The 15317-nt window shown below is 75.1% G+C and carries 15 protein-coding genes and 1 riboswitch; of the genes, 6 read left to right on the forward strand and 9 right to left on the reverse strand.

Annotated elements, in window-relative coordinates:
- Positions 1–131 precede the first annotated feature (131 nt).
- Positions 132–2861 carry an EAL domain-containing protein gene (locus tag KRAD_RS24645; RefSeq protein ID WP_012087527.1) on the reverse strand — a complete coding sequence of 910 codons (2730 nt, stop codon included), beginning with the start codon at positions 2859–2861 and terminating at the stop codon, positions 132–134.
- Positions 2862–3209: 348 nt separating this feature from the next.
- Between KRAD_RS24645 and KRAD_RS27275 the strand changes: the two genes are divergently transcribed.
- A complete protein-coding gene (locus tag KRAD_RS27275; RefSeq protein WP_012087528.1) occupies positions 3210–3434 on the forward strand; it encodes a glutaredoxin family protein in 225 nt (74 codons plus the stop codon).
- A gap of 89 nt (positions 3435–3523) precedes the next feature.
- Here the strand turns inward: KRAD_RS27275 and KRAD_RS27705 are convergent, their stop codons facing one another.
- The 3 genes from KRAD_RS27705 to KRAD_RS20260 all read right to left on the reverse strand — a co-directional run bounded on the left by KRAD_RS27705 (position 3524) and on the right by KRAD_RS20260 (position 5305).
- On the reverse strand, positions 3524–3649 hold the full coding sequence (locus tag KRAD_RS27705) for a hypothetical protein (protein WP_260151323.1): 126 nt from the start codon (positions 3647–3649) through the stop codon (positions 3524–3526).
- A 209-nt stretch (positions 3650–3858) separates the two neighbouring features.
- Complete coding sequence (locus KRAD_RS20255; RefSeq protein WP_012087529.1) at positions 3859–4242, reverse strand: DUF1801 domain-containing protein; 384 nt, start codon at positions 4240–4242, stop codon at positions 3859–3861.
- 151 nt (positions 4243–4393) lie between these two features.
- Positions 4394–5305 (reverse strand): tetratricopeptide repeat protein, encoded by a 912-nt coding sequence (locus KRAD_RS20260; RefSeq protein WP_041292264.1) that lies wholly within the window; start codon positions 5303–5305, stop codon positions 4394–4396.
- 148 nt (positions 5306–5453) lie between these two features.
- Here KRAD_RS20260 and KRAD_RS20265 point away from each other — a divergent pair, with 148 nt between their 5' ends.
- Genes KRAD_RS20265 through KRAD_RS20275 form a run of 3 tightly spaced genes read left to right on the forward strand, consistent with a single transcriptional unit; the run spans position 5454 to position 7537 of the window.
- The gene (locus tag KRAD_RS20265) at positions 5454–5831 is read left to right on the forward strand and encodes a hypothetical protein (RefSeq protein WP_041293605.1); all 378 of its coding nucleotides are present in this window, start codon (positions 5454–5456) and stop codon (positions 5829–5831) included.
- Positions 5832–7070 carry a glutathionylspermidine synthase family protein gene (locus tag KRAD_RS20270; protein WP_012087531.1) on the forward strand — a complete coding sequence of 413 codons (1239 nt, stop codon included), beginning with the start codon at positions 5832–5834 and terminating at the stop codon, positions 7068–7070.
- Positions 7071–7120: 50 nt separating this feature from the next.
- Entirely contained in the window at positions 7121–7537 is a 417-nt protein-coding gene (locus tag KRAD_RS20275; RefSeq protein WP_012087532.1) for a DUF350 domain-containing protein, read from the forward strand.
- Positions 7538–7667: 130 nt separating this feature from the next.
- On the opposite strand, the gene KRAD_RS20280 is transcribed toward KRAD_RS20275, so the two are convergent.
- From KRAD_RS20280 to KRAD_RS20300, 5 genes are all read right to left on the reverse strand, one after another.
- The gene (locus KRAD_RS20280) at positions 7668–8030 is read right to left on the reverse strand and encodes a YciI family protein (protein ID WP_012087533.1); all 363 of its coding nucleotides are present in this window, start codon (positions 8028–8030) and stop codon (positions 7668–7670) included.
- A gap of 142 nt (positions 8031–8172) precedes the next feature.
- Positions 8173–9135 carry a phosphotransferase family protein gene (locus KRAD_RS20285; protein ID WP_012087534.1) on the reverse strand — a complete coding sequence of 321 codons (963 nt, stop codon included), beginning with the start codon at positions 9133–9135 and terminating at the stop codon, positions 8173–8175.
- A 118-nt stretch (positions 9136–9253) separates the two neighbouring features.
- Positions 9254–9712 (reverse strand): hypothetical protein, encoded by a 459-nt coding sequence (locus tag KRAD_RS20290; protein WP_041292265.1) that lies wholly within the window; start codon positions 9710–9712, stop codon positions 9254–9256.
- Positions 9713–9871: 159 nt separating this feature from the next.
- Positions 9872–10549 carry a class I SAM-dependent methyltransferase gene (locus tag KRAD_RS20295; RefSeq protein ID WP_012087536.1) on the reverse strand — a complete coding sequence of 226 codons (678 nt, stop codon included), beginning with the start codon at positions 10547–10549 and terminating at the stop codon, positions 9872–9874.
- A 52-nt stretch (positions 10550–10601) separates the two neighbouring features.
- Complete coding sequence (locus tag KRAD_RS20300) at positions 10602–11168, reverse strand: GrpB family protein (RefSeq protein ID WP_041293606.1); 567 nt, start codon at positions 11166–11168, stop codon at positions 10602–10604.
- A 304-nt stretch (positions 11169–11472) separates the two neighbouring features.
- On the opposite strand from KRAD_RS20300, the gene KRAD_RS20305 reads away from it, so the two are divergent.
- Together KRAD_RS20305 and KRAD_RS20310 are read left to right on the forward strand one after the other, a co-directional pair.
- Positions 11473–12921, forward strand: a complete 1449-nt coding sequence (locus tag KRAD_RS20305) for a dihydrolipoyl dehydrogenase family protein (RefSeq protein WP_049821321.1) — start codon at positions 11473–11475, stop codon at positions 12919–12921.
- Between the two features lie 143 nt (positions 12922–13064).
- Positions 13065–13159: riboswitch (SAM riboswitch) on the forward strand.
- 505 nt (positions 13160–13664) lie between these two features.
- Positions 13665–15317, forward strand: coding sequence for a TIGR04028 family ABC transporter substrate-binding protein (locus tag KRAD_RS20310; RefSeq protein ID WP_012087539.1), 1653 nt, complete (start codon positions 13665–13667; stop codon positions 15315–15317).

Raw genomic sequence — 15317 nt, forward strand, 5'->3', positions numbered from 1 at the left:
GCAGGTGCAGACCCGGGCGGCGCTGGGGGTGCGCAACGCGCGGGAGTACTTCTCCTCCACCCCCCCGCAGCGCGCGGGACCTGGCCGAGCAGTCGCCCGCCGCCTCGTCCTCCTGAACCGCGTGGCCCGCGTCAGGTGCTGCTGTCCTCGGTGGCCGGGCACGTGCGCGGGATGGTCAGCTCGGCGGGTGCCGTCGGGCGGGCGAAGAGGAAACCCTGCCCGCTGTCGCAGGAGTCGGCGACGAGGCGGTGCAGCTGGTCGTTCTCCTCGATTCCCTCGGCCACGACTCCGAGGTCGAAGCTGTGGGCGGCGGAGATCACGAGGCGGACGAGGTCGGCGTGCCCGGCGCCGGGGGAGGAGACGAAGCTGCGGTCGATCTTGAGGATGTCCACCGGCAGGTTCGGCAGCTGGCCGATGGAGGTGTAGCCGGTCCCGAAGTCGTCGATGGCGATCTTCACGCCCAGCTCCCGCAGCGCGCGCAGCTGGTCCAGGGCGGAGGGGACGTCGACCAGCACCGTCTCGGTGATCTCCAGGGTCAGGCGCACGGGGTCGATCCCGGAGGTGGCGAGGGCGGCGGCGACGTCGTCGAGGAGGTAGCGGCTGGCGAGGTGGCGCCCGGAGATGTTGACGGCCACCCCCAGGCCCGCGAGTTCGCCCTCCGGACCGCCGGCCCCGGCGGCGCCCGCCGTGGCGGCGGCGTCCCACTGCGTGAGCTGGGTCAGGGCGGCGGCCAGGGCCCAGCGGCCGAGGTCGCAGATCAGGTCCGAGCGTTCGGCGGCGGGGATGAAGGCGTCCGGGGGGACCAGGCCGTGCCCGGGCCGGTTCCAGCGGACCAGGGCCTCCACGCTGGCGGTGCGCCCGGTCAGCAGGTCCAGGACCGGCTGGTAGTGCAGGACGAGTTCGTTCCCCAGCAGCGCCTGGCGCAGGGCCTCCTCGGTCTGGGCCTGCACGCTCAGCTCGTGGCGCAGTTCGTCGTCGAAGACCTCCACCACGCCGCGGCCGGCGGCCTTGGCGCGGTAGGCGGCGGCGTCGGCTTCCTGCAGCAGGCGTTCGGCGGTGGTGTCGGCCCCGTGGGCCGGGGTGCCGTGGGTGCCGGCGCCGCTGACGGCGACGCCGATGCTGGCCCCGACACGCGCGACGCGGTCCCCGATCCGCACCGGCGCGCAGATCGCGGTGATGAGGCGCTGGCCGAGTTCCACGAGCTGGTGGTGGTCCTCGGCCGGTTCGACGAGGACCACGAACTCGTCCCCGCCTAGGCGGCACACGGCGTCGCCGCCGCGCACGGTCTCCTCCATGCGGGCGCTGACCACGCGCAGCAGTTCGTCGCCCGCGGCGTGGCCCAGGGTGTCGTTGACCTGCTTGAAGTGGTCGAGGTCCACGAAGAGCAGGCCCACGTGCTGACCGTTGCGCCGGGCGCGGTGCACGGCCCGTTCGATGAGGACGCTGGCCTGGGCCCGGTTGGGCAGCTCGGTCAGCGCGTCGTGGGACGCCTGGTGGGCGAGGCTGACCTGGAGGCGTTCCCGTTCGTGGATGGCGCTGATCATCTGGGTGATGGAGGCGTGCACGACGGCGCCGAGGGAACCGGCCAGCGGTTCCTGGACCACCTCGGCGTCCAGGTCGCCGTCGGCGACGGCCTGGGCCTGGGCCTGGACCCGGCGCAGGCTGGCCACGGTGGCGGACAGGCCCCGGGCCACGCTGCGCACCTCGCGGGGTCCGCCGTCGGCGACGTCGAGGAGCCCGGCGTCCAGCTCGCCGTCGCGCACCGCCTCGGCCTGCTGAGCCAGGTGCCGCAGCGGGCGGGCGATGAAGCGGTGCACCAACCCCATGACGCCCGCGGTGACCACCAGCAGCACCAGGGCGATCAGCAGCAGGGCCCGCAGCTCCGCCGCCGCTCGCTGAGCCGGGAGGTCGGTGGCGGTCACGGCCTGATCGCCGATGGTGTCCACCGCCTCGCGCAGAGCCGCGTCGCGGCTGGTGTTGGCGGTGGTGAGGGCCAGGAACTGCGGCAGCGCCAGCGCCACCCCGGGCGAGGCGGTGGAGGTGGCGGTCCCGGTCCCGGTGGCCGCGGCGTCGAGGAGGGTGTCGACCTGCACGGCGGCCTCGCTGCCGGTGGCGCTCCGCCACGCCGCCACCGCCGAGGGACCGGCGTGGGCGGTGAGGTCGGCGTCGGCGGCGCGGTACCCGCCCCAGGCCTGCAGGAAGGCGGCGCGGGCCTCGTCCCGTCCGGCCTCCGGGACCGAGACCGAGCCCAGGAGCAGGGGGACCTGGAGGCTGGCGAAGGTCGCGGCCTCCTGCGCGCGGTCCAGGTCGTTCACCGCCCGGGCCCCGGGCCCGTCCAGGGACTCGTCGCGGGCGGCGTCGAGGTGGTCCGCGACCTGCCCGGTGAGGTCGGCCACGATCTCGCCGTAGCGGGTGAAGAGCACCGTGGTGTCGCCGCCGGTCGCTGCGCTCGCGCGCAGCTGCGCGACCTCGGCCGCAGCCGCTGCGGCTCCGGCGGCGGCGGCGGTGCCGGCGGTGGCGTCCACGGCGGTGTCGGTGGCGGCCTGGACGGCACCGAGCTGCTGAGCGATGGCGGGTCCGGCCAGGTCGGCGATGCCCGCGAGGCCGGAGGCGTCGAGACCGGCGGCGGCCGCGGTGGCGGGATCGGCGAGCACCGCCTGACCCAGCACCGGCACGACCTCCTGGGCGATGCTGCCCCGCACGGTGTCCAGCAGGGCGGCGGCGCGCACCTGCGCGGCCGCGGTGTCCGCGGCGCGGGAGATGCCGCGGCTGGCGTCCACGGCCAGGGCGACGGCGCCGGTGAGGCCGACGACCGGTACGAGCACCAGGGTCAGGAGGCTGCGCTGCAGGGAGGGAGCCACCCGGCCCTCCCGGGAGGGTCGAACCTCCCGGGAGGGTCCGGCGGCGCGGACCGGGCGCGGAGGATGCACGTCCGTCCATCGGCGCCCGGAGCGTCCTGCTCAAGCGGTTCAGGAGTTGTTCACCCGCCGCCGGCCCCCCGCGGGCGTCACCCCGCCGGCCGCGTCGGGGGGGTGCGCACGGCCCGCCCCGGTGGCGGCGCCGGGGGCGTCGGGGACGACACTGGGAACTCGCGGTGGCGCGGACGCCCACCGGTCGAGCGTGGAGGAGGTCCCGTGGAACCCGTCGACGACAGGCTCGCGGCCGGTGGTGGCGAACTCCGAGGCGGAGCGGCGGCGCAGGACGAACTGGTGGTGTACGGCGCGGGCTGGTGCCCGGACGTGCGGCGCAGCCGGGCGCTGCTGGAGGCCGAAGGCGTGGCGTACCGCTACGTGGACGTCGAGGCCGACGCCGCCGCCACCGACCTGGTGCGCCGGTTGCAGCAGGGCGCCCGGCGCATCCCGACGATCGTCTGGCCGGACGGGTCCCACCTGGTCGAGCCCAGCGACGACGAGTTGCGCACCCGGCTTCGGTAGCCCACCACGACCAGGTGCCCGCCGGTTCCACGGCAGGGGGGTGCGGCACGGGGTGGGCCCGGTGTCCGCCCGCGGGCGTGGTGCGGGGGTCAGCGCGGCGTGCCGTGCTCCGCCCGGACCACGCCGAACCGGACCACGCCGAACCCGACGACGCGGACGACCACGTCGGCCGCCGCGGCGAGCGCCGACGCTCGACCCGGGTGGTCGAGCCGCACCACCTCGTGGTGCGGGCGGCTCGCTGGTACCTGCTCGCCCCCGAACGCGCGCAGCAGCGGTGGGACGTCCTGCGCCTGGACCGCACCCCCGCTCCCACCGCCGCGGGCGTGCCCTCCGCCGAGCGACCGGTGCCGGGCGGCGCGATCCGCCCGGCCGCCTCCGCGCCCCGGATCCGTGCGGTGGGACGCGGGTGCGTCGGGGCTCCTCGTCAGGTCGACACCCAGCGTCGGACCAGCGCCACGACCTGCGCCTGGCGGACGTCGACGGCTCGCAGGTCGGGGAAGTCGATGACGGCGCGGTCGGGGGCCAGCCACGTCAGCAGTCCGGTGGGGTCGTGGAAGGTGAACTCCGCGGTGTCGGCGCGCACCCCCGCTCCCCGGTGGAACACCAGCTGCAGCTCGTCGCGGGGGTGCAGCCGGAAGGTGACCCGGTCCTGCCCGTCACGGCAGAAGCTGGGGGCGTTCCACTTCACGTGCTCGGTGAGGTCGGGGTCGCACGCCAGGATGGCGGCGCGCAACCGCAGGACACCGTCCTTCAAGGGGTGCTGCAGGTCGTCGAGGTAGTGCTCGACGTCCGTCGAGGTGGTGCCCACGTGGTCTCTCCTCGGGTTCGGTGCCTGACGGGACGCGGTGTGCGGGGTCGTCGTCGGTACGGACTCGCCGGAGCACCGGGAATCATCGGGACACCGCCCGGAGCGGCGAGGACGCGGAGGCGATCACCGCCGGCGCTCGCGCGGGTGCCCGTCACTCCTCGTCGGCGTGCAGGTCCTGCCAGGCGCGCTGGGCCAGCTCGTCACCGGCGGTGGCGCCGGCCAGCAGGTGCTCCTCGGCGCCCCGGACGTCGCCGCGCTGCAGCAGCAGCATCGCGAGGTTGTGGTGGCAGTGCAGGTCCCCGGCGGCGAGGCCGGCCCGGTAGGCGTCCTCCGCCGCCGCTTCACCCGCCGGGTCCGCCCCGCCCGTGCCCCCGCCGGCCCGGGCGTCGTCGAGGAGGAGGTTGCCCAGCGGCAGCCAGCACTCGCGCTGACCCAGCTTGGCCCCCAGCTCCAGCTGGGCCCGCGCCTGCTGCCGCCTGCCGGTGTCGGCCAGGAGATCGGCCAGGTCCGCGCGGGCGTCCCCGCTGACGGCGGCCGCGGCGCGCAACTGCTCCTCCAGCGCGGGGTCCCGGGTGCGTTCCCAGCGCCAGCTGGCCAGCAGCGCCGCGGCGGGTGGGTGGCCGCGTTCGGCGGCCCGGGCCAGCGTCGCCTCGGCCTCCTCGCGCAGGCCCTGCTCACGCAGCAGCAGCGCCAGGTCGACGAACCCCTCGGGCTGGTCGCCGACCTCCCCGGCGGCGCGGTAGGCGCGCATCGCCTCGACCAGGTCCCCCTGCAGCTCCAGGGTGTGGCCGAGGTTGAGCCAGGCGTCGCTCTCGCCGGCGGCGACGGCCCGCTGGTAGGCCTCGATCGCCTCCACCGGCCGGTCCAGCTCGCGCAGGGTGTTGCCCACGTTGAACCACACCCACTCCTGCCCCAGGACCACGGCGCGTCGGAAGCACAGCAGCGCTTCCCGCTGCCGGCCCAGGTCGGCGAGGTCGCACCCGACCTCGACCAGCTCGTCGGTGTCGTCCCCGGCCAGCGCTGCGCGGAGACGCTCCTGCAGCTCCCGACCCGGCTCGTCCACCCCGTCAGTGTGCCGGTCCGGTCCTGGGGCCGGGTTCCGCGGACCCCCACCGGCCCTGCATGCCGCCGGGTGGCCCCGAGGAGTCGACCGGGTCCGTGACGGGTGGGGTTCGGTACCGTGACCGTGGACCGGAGGGCGGGGTGGCGTGGTGGACCAGGGCTGTTCGGGGCGGTGGCGCTCGCGGGTGCTGACCTTGTCGCTGTCGGGGGTGCTCGCGGCGACGTCACTGGCCGCGTGCGGTTCCGGCGACGACGCGGAGGAGTACCGCGGGGTGTGCGTGGACGAGAGCACGCAGCAGCGCGTCGACGACGACCGCTGCGACGACGACGGCACCCGGGTCGGGGGTCTCGGGTGGGTCTACTTCGCGGCCGGGACCCGCCTCCCCGCGCTCGGTGCGCGCGTCAGCGGCGGTACGGCCGCCCTCCCGCAGGGGGCTGCGGTCACCCGTGGCGGTGTGCCCGGTGACGGTGCCACCGTCAGCCGGGGTGGTTTCGGCGGCGGCAGCGACTCCAGCGTGGGCGGGTAGGTGCGCCGCGAGACCTCGCCGGTGCGGCCCGGGTGGCGCGCCACCGTCGAGGGGCAGGGGCTGGCGTACGCCGTGGCGCGCGGCGGGGACGGCACCGAGCGCCTCTACTGGGACGAGTCGGCGGCCTACGTCGTCGACGTGGCCGAGGCCGACGAGCTGGAGCGCGTCACCGAGGAGCTGCACGGGATGGCGGTGACCGCGGCCCGCCGCGTCCTGGACGACGACCGGTTGTGGGCGAGCCTCGGTCTACCCGCTCACGCCCGTCCGACGTTGCGCCGTTCCCTGGACGCCGCTCCCGACGCCGGTCCCGCCGGGGGTTCGCTGTACGGCCGGCTGGACCTCGCCTTCGACGGCAGCGGCCCGCCGCTGCTGCTGGAGCACAACGCCGACACCCCCACCGCCCTGGTGGAGGCCTCGGTGGTGCAGTGGTACTGGCTGGAGGACCTGCACCCGGACTGCGACCAGGTGAACACGTTGCACGAGCGGCTGGTGCGGGCGTGGCAGCGGATGCTGCCCGGGCACGCGGGGGGTCTGGTCCACCTCGCGGCCGGGCAGACCGAACCGACCGAGGACTGGGTGACGGTGGCGTACCTGCGCGACACCGTCCGCGAGGCGGGGTTCACCGACGTCGGTCTGCGGGTGGAGGACCTCGGCTGGTGGGAGGAGGGCGGGCGGTTCGTCGACCTGGACGGTCGGGTCGTCGACGTCTGCTACCGGCTGTACCCGTGGGAGTGGATGTTCGCCGAGCGCTTCGGTCCGCTGCTGGACCACCCGTCGGCGCGGGTGCGGTGGGTGGAGCCGCCGTGGAAGGCGCTGCTGGCGTCGAAGACGTTGCTGGTGGCGTTGTGGCAGGAGTTCGAGGGCCATCCGAACCTGCTGCCCGCGTGGCTGGACGAACCCCGCCCGGGAACCCCGGAGGCGCGGCGGGGGTACGTGTCGAAACCCGTCTACGGGTGGGAGGGGGCCGGCATCCGGATCACCGCGCCCGGGATCGACGTCACCACCGACCCCGCCCACACCGGCGGCCAGGCCCTGGTGCACCAGGCGTTCACCGAGCTGGCCGACTTCGACGGGAACCACCCCGTGATCGGCAGCTGGCTGGTGGCGGGGGAGGCCGCGGGACTGGGGTTCCGCGAGTCCACGTCGCTGGTCACCGACACCGCCGCCCGGTTCGTCCCCCACCGCCTCGACGCTCCCCGCTCCACCCCGGAGCAGGTCGCGTCCTGGCTGGCCGACTGACCCGCCTCCCGCACCGCCCGCCCACCACGACCCGCCACCGAGGAGAACAAGTGCTCGCCAGCCTGGGACACGCCACCGCCTACTCGCTCGTGGGGATGGCGCTGCTCGTCGTGGGTTTCGTCGTCCTCGACCTCCTCACCCCCGGCAAGCTCGCCGAGCAGATCTGGGTGCACCGCTCCGCCAACGCCGCCGTCGTCGTCTCCTGCGGGTTCATCGGGCTCGGCCTGGTGGTGTTCGCCGCGATCTGGACGAACGGGGAGGCCAGCCTCGGCTCCGCGCTGGGCTGGACGGTCGCCTTCGGCCTGCTCGGCGTGCTCCTGCAGGCCCTGGCCGGGGCGGTGCTGGAACTGCTCACCCCCGGCCGGATGCGCGACGTCCTCGTTGCGCGGGAACTGCACCCGGGCAGCGTCGTGCTGGGCGCCGCGCAGCTCGCGGTGTCCTTCGTCGTCGTCGCCTCCATCTGGTGAGACGCCGCGCGGGGACGTCGGCGGGACCGCGACGCCCGTCGCCCCTCCCGGGTGGCGGGGTGATCGTGCGGCTGGGGCGCTGCCGGCCCACCCTCACCGCCGGCGCCGCCCGACGGGAGCGGGTCGACCGCTAGGGCTGAGCGGCGGCGCGCTCCACGACCCCACCGCTGTGCACGGGGCGCACCTCGACGCCGCCGCCCTCGCGGAGCACGGGGTTGGTGGCGGCGATGGCCAGCGCCGCGTCCAGGTCGGGCGCCTCGACGACGTAGAAGCCGACGACGACCTCGGGGGAGTCGACGAACGGCCCCCTGGTGACCGAGCCCGCTCGCAGCGAGGTCGCCGCGTCCCGTGGGGTCAGGGCGTAGGCGGCGAGCATCGCATCCGAGACGGCCAGTTCGTCGGCGTGCTGGTCGCAGGAGGCGGTGGCGGCTGCGGCGGCGCCCGGTGCGTGGGCGGAGTCCCGGGCGTAGATCAGGACGGCGTACTGAGCCACGGCGGCTCTCCTCTCGGGGGCGGACCCGGTGCCGGGGTGCACTGGCTGCGGCCAGGTCTACCGAGGGCCTCCGACAATGCGGCGGACGGGCCGGCCACCGCCCGACGACGGAACCGCCGGGCGCCGGCCGCGGGCAGCGGGGTCAGTCCGCGGGGGTGACGCCGAACCAGGCGCGGGCCAGCGCGGGCAGGGTGGGCGCGGGCGGTCGCGGGAGGAACGCGAAGTACGCGCTCACGTCGCCGAAGCGGTGCAGGAGGGTCCACGTCAGCAGCCGGCGGCTCAGGTCCTCGTCGAGCCGGGTCGCGTCGTAGCCGTAGGCGGTCAACGCCTCCCGCAGGACGGTGGGGTCGCCCTCGGCCATGAAGACGGCGATCGCGACGAGTTCGTACTCGTGGTGACCGCGCATGGCCGGCTCGAAGTCGCAGACACCGGAGAGGGACCACCGCCCGTCCGCGTCCGGCGCGGCGAGCAGGTTGGCGGGCATGACCTCGGTGTGCAGCAGCACCTCCGGCCCGGGGAGGAGGGGGGTCCGGTCGAGGAAGTCGTCGATCTGCTCCGACCACGGCTGCGGGAGTCCCCACCGCTGGTGGCGCTGCCGCGCGGTGACCCGCTGCCCGTCCACGAACCCGGCCCAGTCCTGCGGCCACCAGTCCTCGACGGTCGGTGGGCTCACCCGGTGCAGCGCGCGGGACAGGGCGCCGGCCTGCGCCGCCAGCCGGCGGCGGTCCCCGCGGGTCAGGTCCTTCCACACCGAGGACAGGTCGTGCCCGGGGAGCCGGTCCATGAGCACGTAGCGCCAGCCGTCGTGGATCCCGTCGGCGTGCACGGCGGGGGTGGGGACGGGGAGTCGTCCGGTGACCGCCCGCAGCGCCGCGGCTTCCACCGAGGCGGCGGCGGCGTGCACGGGTGGGAAGAGCTTGAGGACGAGGTGGCCGTCGGCGTAGACGGGCAGCGACCCGTTCGGCAACCGACGCAGGCGCGCGGTGGGCAGACCGAGGCTGCGGGCCAGGGCGTCGACGCCGGGGCGCAGGGCGCTCTCGTCGCGAACGACGGCGTGGAGGGCGTCCTCGGTCGTGAGGGCGGGGAGTCGCTCCGGTCGGGTCACGGCTCGAAGCCTGTCGAGCGGTGCGTCGCCCCGGCCAGGGGTTTTCCGCCGGTGAGGCGCTGCTGCGGCGGCTGGCCGACCCCGACCGCGGTTCCCGCCTCGACGACGGAGCCTGAGCTCAACGGGTCGACGACGCGCCGGTCCTGGGCGCGAGGCACCAGGGCCCCAGGGCCCACGCGACGGCGGCAGCGGCCGCCCCCACCCCGATGCTCACCGCGGCCCGGCTCGCCCACGCCTGCGGGGGCCAGGTGAACCACCCAGCCCACCCGACGAGCGCTCCGCAGGTCACGACCAGCGCGGCGCGCGCTGCCCGCGGACGGGTCCTCGTCAGCGGAGCGGCCAGGGCACCGGCGACGGCCCCGGTCACCCCACCCACGACCACGCCGACGAGGCAGCCGAAGACGCCGCCGTGGAAGAGGGCGCTGGCGAGGGGGAAACCCTCGTCGCCGATGAGGGAGAGGGCGCCCACGACGGCGCCGCCGAGGGCACCGCACCCCAGCCCCGCCACCACCGTGCGTCCCGGGGTGGAACGCGGCCACTCCTCGAAGGTGTCGACGTGGGCATCGCGGGTGTTCACGGGGTCCACGGTGCCGCAGCGGCGCCCTCCCGGACGGGGAACGCCGGAACTGCTCCTCGCGTCTCACGCGGCGTGCGGATTCGTCGGCTCCTCACGGCCACCGGGCGGCCGATGTCGCGGCGGTGACGAGCGCGCCGGACCGCGGGCGGGTCGGGGTGATCACGGGACCGCGTCGGGTGGGGTGACGTGGCGCAGCGAGTATCGCCAGAACAGGTGCCGCCGCACCACGGCGCCGGGAACCTGCCGGCGGGCGACGTCGCGGATCTCGCGCAGGGTCGTGCCGGCGGGAGCGGTCGGTGCCGACATCGCGACGGGGCGCTGGGCGGATCCTCGCCGCCGGGTCTTCACCGTGCCCACGACGAGGTTCGCGGGGACGGCCACCGCGCTGAGCAGGTGGTCGGAGGCGGTCTCCTCGCGGTAGACGCCGATGACCAGCAGCGTGCCTCCCGGGGCCAGCAGCTGACGCAGCCTGCGCAGGGCCGGTTCGAAGGGGACGTGGTGCAGCACCGTCAGGGCGGTGACGACGTCGTAACCGCCGGGCAGGTCCGCGGTCAGCAGGTCTCCGCAGCGGAAGTCGACGTCGCGCTCGCGGGCCGACAGGCGCCGGGCGGTGTCGATGCCGGCGGGGTCGACGTCGAGTCCGGTGACGTGGCCGGCGCGCAGGGCGAGCCGGCGGGCCAGGTCACCGGTGCCGCAGCCGACGTCCAGGGCGGTGCCGATGCGGTCGGGGAGGTGGCGTTCGATCCAGCGGTGGTGGTGCGCGTTGTGGTCCCAGGGGTGCCTCCGGTTCCACTCCTCGCACCAGGCCCGTGCTCGCCGGCCGGCCGCTGTCACCACCGCGCTCCGCCTCCACCGTCGTGCTGCGCCCCCCGGGGGACGACCGGCCGCCTCACTGCGCGCGAGCTGCCCGCGCCCGTGCCTTGATCTCCAGGATGACGTCGGTCTTGGCGTCGGCGTAGGCGTTCGTGTCGTCCCACCGCTGGCTCAGCAGCGCCCTCTTGGTGCTCTCGTACAGGGCGCGGTCGTCCGCGTCGGCCCGCAGGTGGTCGCGCAGCAGGAGGTACTCCCCGACGGCGGGGTCGTCGCGCTCGTACAGGTGGACGTGGACGTCGCGCGCCGGTGTGCGCACGAGGCGGTGCCCCGGCTCGCGCACCCGCAGTTGGTACCCGGCGGCCAGGAGCGCGTCGAGGTGGTCCTCCTCGGCGGTGATGTCGTCCACCGCGACCACGATGTCGACGATCGGCTTGGCGGCCAGCCCGGGCACGGAGGTCGAACCGATGTGCTCGATCTCGACGTCCACGGCGGCGAGGGCCTCCTCGATCCGCGCCCGGTGCCACCGGTAGGTGTCCGCCCACCGCTCGTCGTGGTCGTGCAGCTCCAGCTCGAGCGCCTCGGCACCCCCGACGAGTTCCACGGCGGTGATGTCGGCTCGGCGCGGTGTGCGGCTGTTCCTCACCCGGGCATTCTCGCCGACGCCGATCGACGTGGTGGCCGGGTGCCCCTGGGTTCCTGCGGCCTGCGGGAGGCTGGAGCGGCACCCGCTGGTGTCGTCCACCAGTGCGTCGAACGCGTCGGCACCGCCGGCCCCCCGGAAGGGCCCCGCACCCCGTCGACGCAGCCCGGGAGCGCTCTATCGCCGTCGTGCGGCTCCCGACCTCCGCGCGGCTCGCGAGGGCCCGGCCTCGACCGCGGGGACGGGAGTGTCCACTCTCACAGCGAGCGGGGTGGCAGGCCCACGGGCGTCGCGGGACCGTGAGCGGGTGAGCTCCCCGACGCCCCCCGACGTCCCGACCTCCCCGTCCCCGGCCCGTGGTGACGCGGTCGACTCCTACGACGTGGTGGTGGTCGGCGGTGGCCCGGCCGGGGTCTCGGCCGCGGTCCGCGCCGCCGAGCTCGGCGCCCGGACGGCCCTGCTGGAGGGGTCCCGCACCGGTGGGACCTGCGTGAACACCGGCTGCGTGCCGACGCGGGTGCTGGCCAAGACGGCCCGGCTCGTCCGCGAGGTGCGCACGGCCGCGGAGTACGGGATCGCGGTGCCGCAGCAGAGCGTGGACTGGCCCGCGACGGTCGCCCGCGTCCGCGCCACCGTGGAACGGGTGCAGGCCGCGAAGGCGGACCCGCAGCGGCTGGCCGACCTCGGCGTCGACCTGGTGCTGGAGGGCCGCGCGCGCTTCGTCGACCCGCACGTGCTGGAGCTCGCCGCGACCGGGCGGCGGGTGCGCGGCGAGAGCGTCGTGCTGTGCGTCGGTGGGCGCTCCCGGCGGCTGCCGCTGCCCGGGGCGGAACTCGCGACGTACCCCGAGACCGTGCTGGAGCTCCCGTCCCTGCCCCGGCGCCTCGCCGTCGTGGGCGCGGGCAACACCGGCTCGCAGCTCGTGACCGTCTTCCGCGCCCTGGGCAGCGAGGTGCAGCTGCTGGACCTCGCCCCGCGGGTCCTGCCGACGGCCGACGCCGACGTCTCGCACGCCGTGCGGCGCGCGTTCGAGGAGCAGGGCGTCCGGGTGGCGACGGGCATCGACGCGGTGCACTCCCTGCGCCGGCGCGCCGACGGGGCGATCGACCTGGCGTGGTCGCAGGGCGGCACGCGCTCCGAGGAGGCGTTCGACGCGGTCGTGATGAGCGTCGGCTGGCCCGCGGCGCTGGACGGGTTGGGCCTGGAGGCCGCCGGGATCGAGGTCACCCGCTCCGCCGTCGCGGTCGACGAGCACCTGCGCACGTCCGTTCCCCACGTGTTCGCCGCGGGCGACGCGAACGGTCAGGCGATGCTCGTCCAGGCCGCCCACGCCGAGGCGGAGGCCGCCGCCACCAACGCCGTCCTGGGCGCGACCCGCCGCACCCCCCACCTGCTGCTGCCGTCGGGGGGTTTCACGGACCCGGACTACGCGGGGGTGGGGCTCACCGAGGACGAGGCACGGGCGCGGGACCCGCACTGCCTCGTGGTGACCGTGCCGTTCACGGCGATGGAGCGCGCCATCATCGACGACCGCACGCGGGGTTTCCTCAAGCTGATCGCCGACCGGCGTCGCGACGTCCTGCTGGGCGCCCACGCCGTGGGGGAGGAGGCCGTCGAGATCGTGCAGGCCGTGACGACGGCGATGGCCGCGGGCGTCGACGTCGCCACCCTGGCCCGCGTCGAGTTCGCCTACCCCACCTACAGCGCCGTCATCGGCGAGGCCGCCCGCCGGCTGATGCGGGCCGCCGTCGCCTGACACCGCTGCCGCGGTTCCTGCCACGTCAGCGGGACGAGCGCGGTGTCGCAGCGTGCCCCCGCGGGGGTGGTGAACCCGTCGGGGCCGGCGCCCGGGGCGGAGATGTTGACACGGGCGGTCCCCGTCGGGCACGGTGAGCAACGCAACCATCAAGAGCGGCTGAGAGATCTGGCTCCGTGACGCCGCAGCAACCCTCCGCGTGAGCGGGTGTGGGTGCTTCCGCCAGAACCGATGGAGGAACAGTGCTCAACCGTTGTGATCGTGGTTTCTTCGCTTCCCGTCGTCGCCACGTCGACCACTGCCGTTGCGGCGCAACGGCCTGCCGGTGACCCGCTGACGGCTCGCTGCCCCCGGGGGTAGGTCCGGCGGAGGAGTGGTGCACCGGGGTTCCCGCCCGGTCCTCACCGCTGCTCCCGCGTCGGGTCCCTCCCTGCGGACCCGCTGCGCCGCGAACCAGGACTCCGCCTCCGGCCGAGACGGTCCACGGCGCGACGCGCCGCGTCGACGCCGGACGGGAACGACCCGGGCCGACCCCCGGTGACGGCGGGCGCGTGAGCGCGCTGGCCGCCCGAGCACCGGGCACCCCTCCGGCTGCCTCCACCCGGCTCCCTCGGCGAACGCCGATCTCCGTCCTCCCCCGAGTTCCGAGGACCCGTCCCCCGGGGCGTCCCGACTCGACCCCGTTCTCCCGCACCCCGCTTCTCCACCCCAGAACCCCGGATCACCACAGTTGGAGCCTGCCCATGCTCGTCCGTCGCCGCACCACGCTCGCCGCTGCAGCCGCCACCGCCCTCGCCGGCCTCGTCACCAGCTGCTCCTCCGCGGCGAGCGGCAACGACGCTCCGTCGGGTGAGCCCAAGACCGGGGGGACCCTCACCTACCTCGAACCGCAGACGTGGACGACGTTGTACCCGCCGGCGGCCGGGTTCTACCCCAACGGCGGCATCGTCAACAACATCACCGACCGGCTGCTGTGGCAGAACCCCGAGACCCTGGAACTCGAACCGTGGATCGCGACGGCGTTGCCGCAGGTGAACGCCGACGCCACCGAGTACACCTTCACCCTGCGCGACGGCGTCACCTACTCTGACGGGACTCCGCTGGACGCCGCCAACGTGCTCGCCAACATCGACCTCTTCGGCAAGGGTGACCCCGACCGTGCCCTGACGGTCTCGGAGGCCATCAACAACTACGACCGCGGCGAGGTCCTCGACGAGCGCACCGTCAAGTTCTACTTCACCGCCCCCGCCCCCGGCTTCGCCCAAGCGGTCTCCACCATCAACTCCGGTCTGCTGTCCACCGCCAGCCTGCAGCTGGACGGCGAGGGTTTCGGCCCCGGTCACGCCACGGCGGTCATCGGGTCGGGGCCGTTCGTGGTCGACGACGAGGAGATCGGGACCCGGGTCTCGCTGGTGGCGCGCCAGGACTACGACTGGGCCCCGCCCTCGCGGACCCGCCAGGGCCGGCCCTTCCTCGACGGCATCGACGTCGTCGTCGCGGGGGAGGACAGCGTCCGTGTCGGGACGGTGGTCGCCGGTCAGGCCGACCTCGCCCGCCAGATCGAGGCGCCGGACGAGGGGCAGTTCGAGGCCGACGGCCTCGCTCTGCTCGCCGCGGCCACCAACGGTGTCAACAACGGTTTCAGCTTCCGCTTCCGCACCCCGCAGCTGCAGGAACTGCCCGTCCGTCAGGCGATCATCGCCGGCATCGACCGCCGCGCCATCCTCGACACGTTGTTCAGCGACAGCTACGTCCTGGCGACCGGGGCGCTGGCCACCACCGCCCTCGGCTACGTCGACACCTCCGCGAGCTACCGGCACGACCCCGCCGAGGCCGCGCGGCTGCTCGATCAGGCCGGCTGGCGGGTGGGCGGTGACGGGGTCCGCGAGAAGGACGGGGTGAAGCTGGCTCTGACCTTCAACGAGGCCCTGCCCCAACCCCGCTCGAAGGAGGTCGTCACCCTCGTGCAGGAGCAGCTGGCGAAGCTCGGCGTCCAGGTCGAGCTGCACCCCGGCGACCAGGCCGCGCAGACCGCCGCCGCCCTGGACCCGCAGACCGTGCAGGTCTACCACTCCATGGTCGGGCGAGCCGACTTCGACGTCCTGAAGTCGCAGTACTTCTCCAAGAACCGCAACACGCTGCTGAACCTGGACAAGGGCGACGGCACCCTCGGCGACGCGGAACTGGACGCGCTGCTCAACGACATCGCCTCCAAGGCCACCACCGCCGAACGGCAGGCCGCCTCGCAGGCCGCGCAGCAGCGACTGGCCGAGCAGGCCTACGTCCTGCCGCTCTTCGAGGAACCGCAGGTCTTCGGCTTCCGGTCCGACGTGCAGGGTTTCACCACCGAGTCGGTGGGGCGGCCCTCGTTCCACGCGACGTGGCTGGACCGCTGA

Source organism: Kineococcus radiotolerans SRS30216 = ATCC BAA-149, from assembly GCF_000017305.1.
GTDB classification, from domain to species: domain Bacteria; phylum Actinomycetota; class Actinomycetes; order Actinomycetales; family Kineococcaceae; genus Kineococcus; species Kineococcus radiotolerans.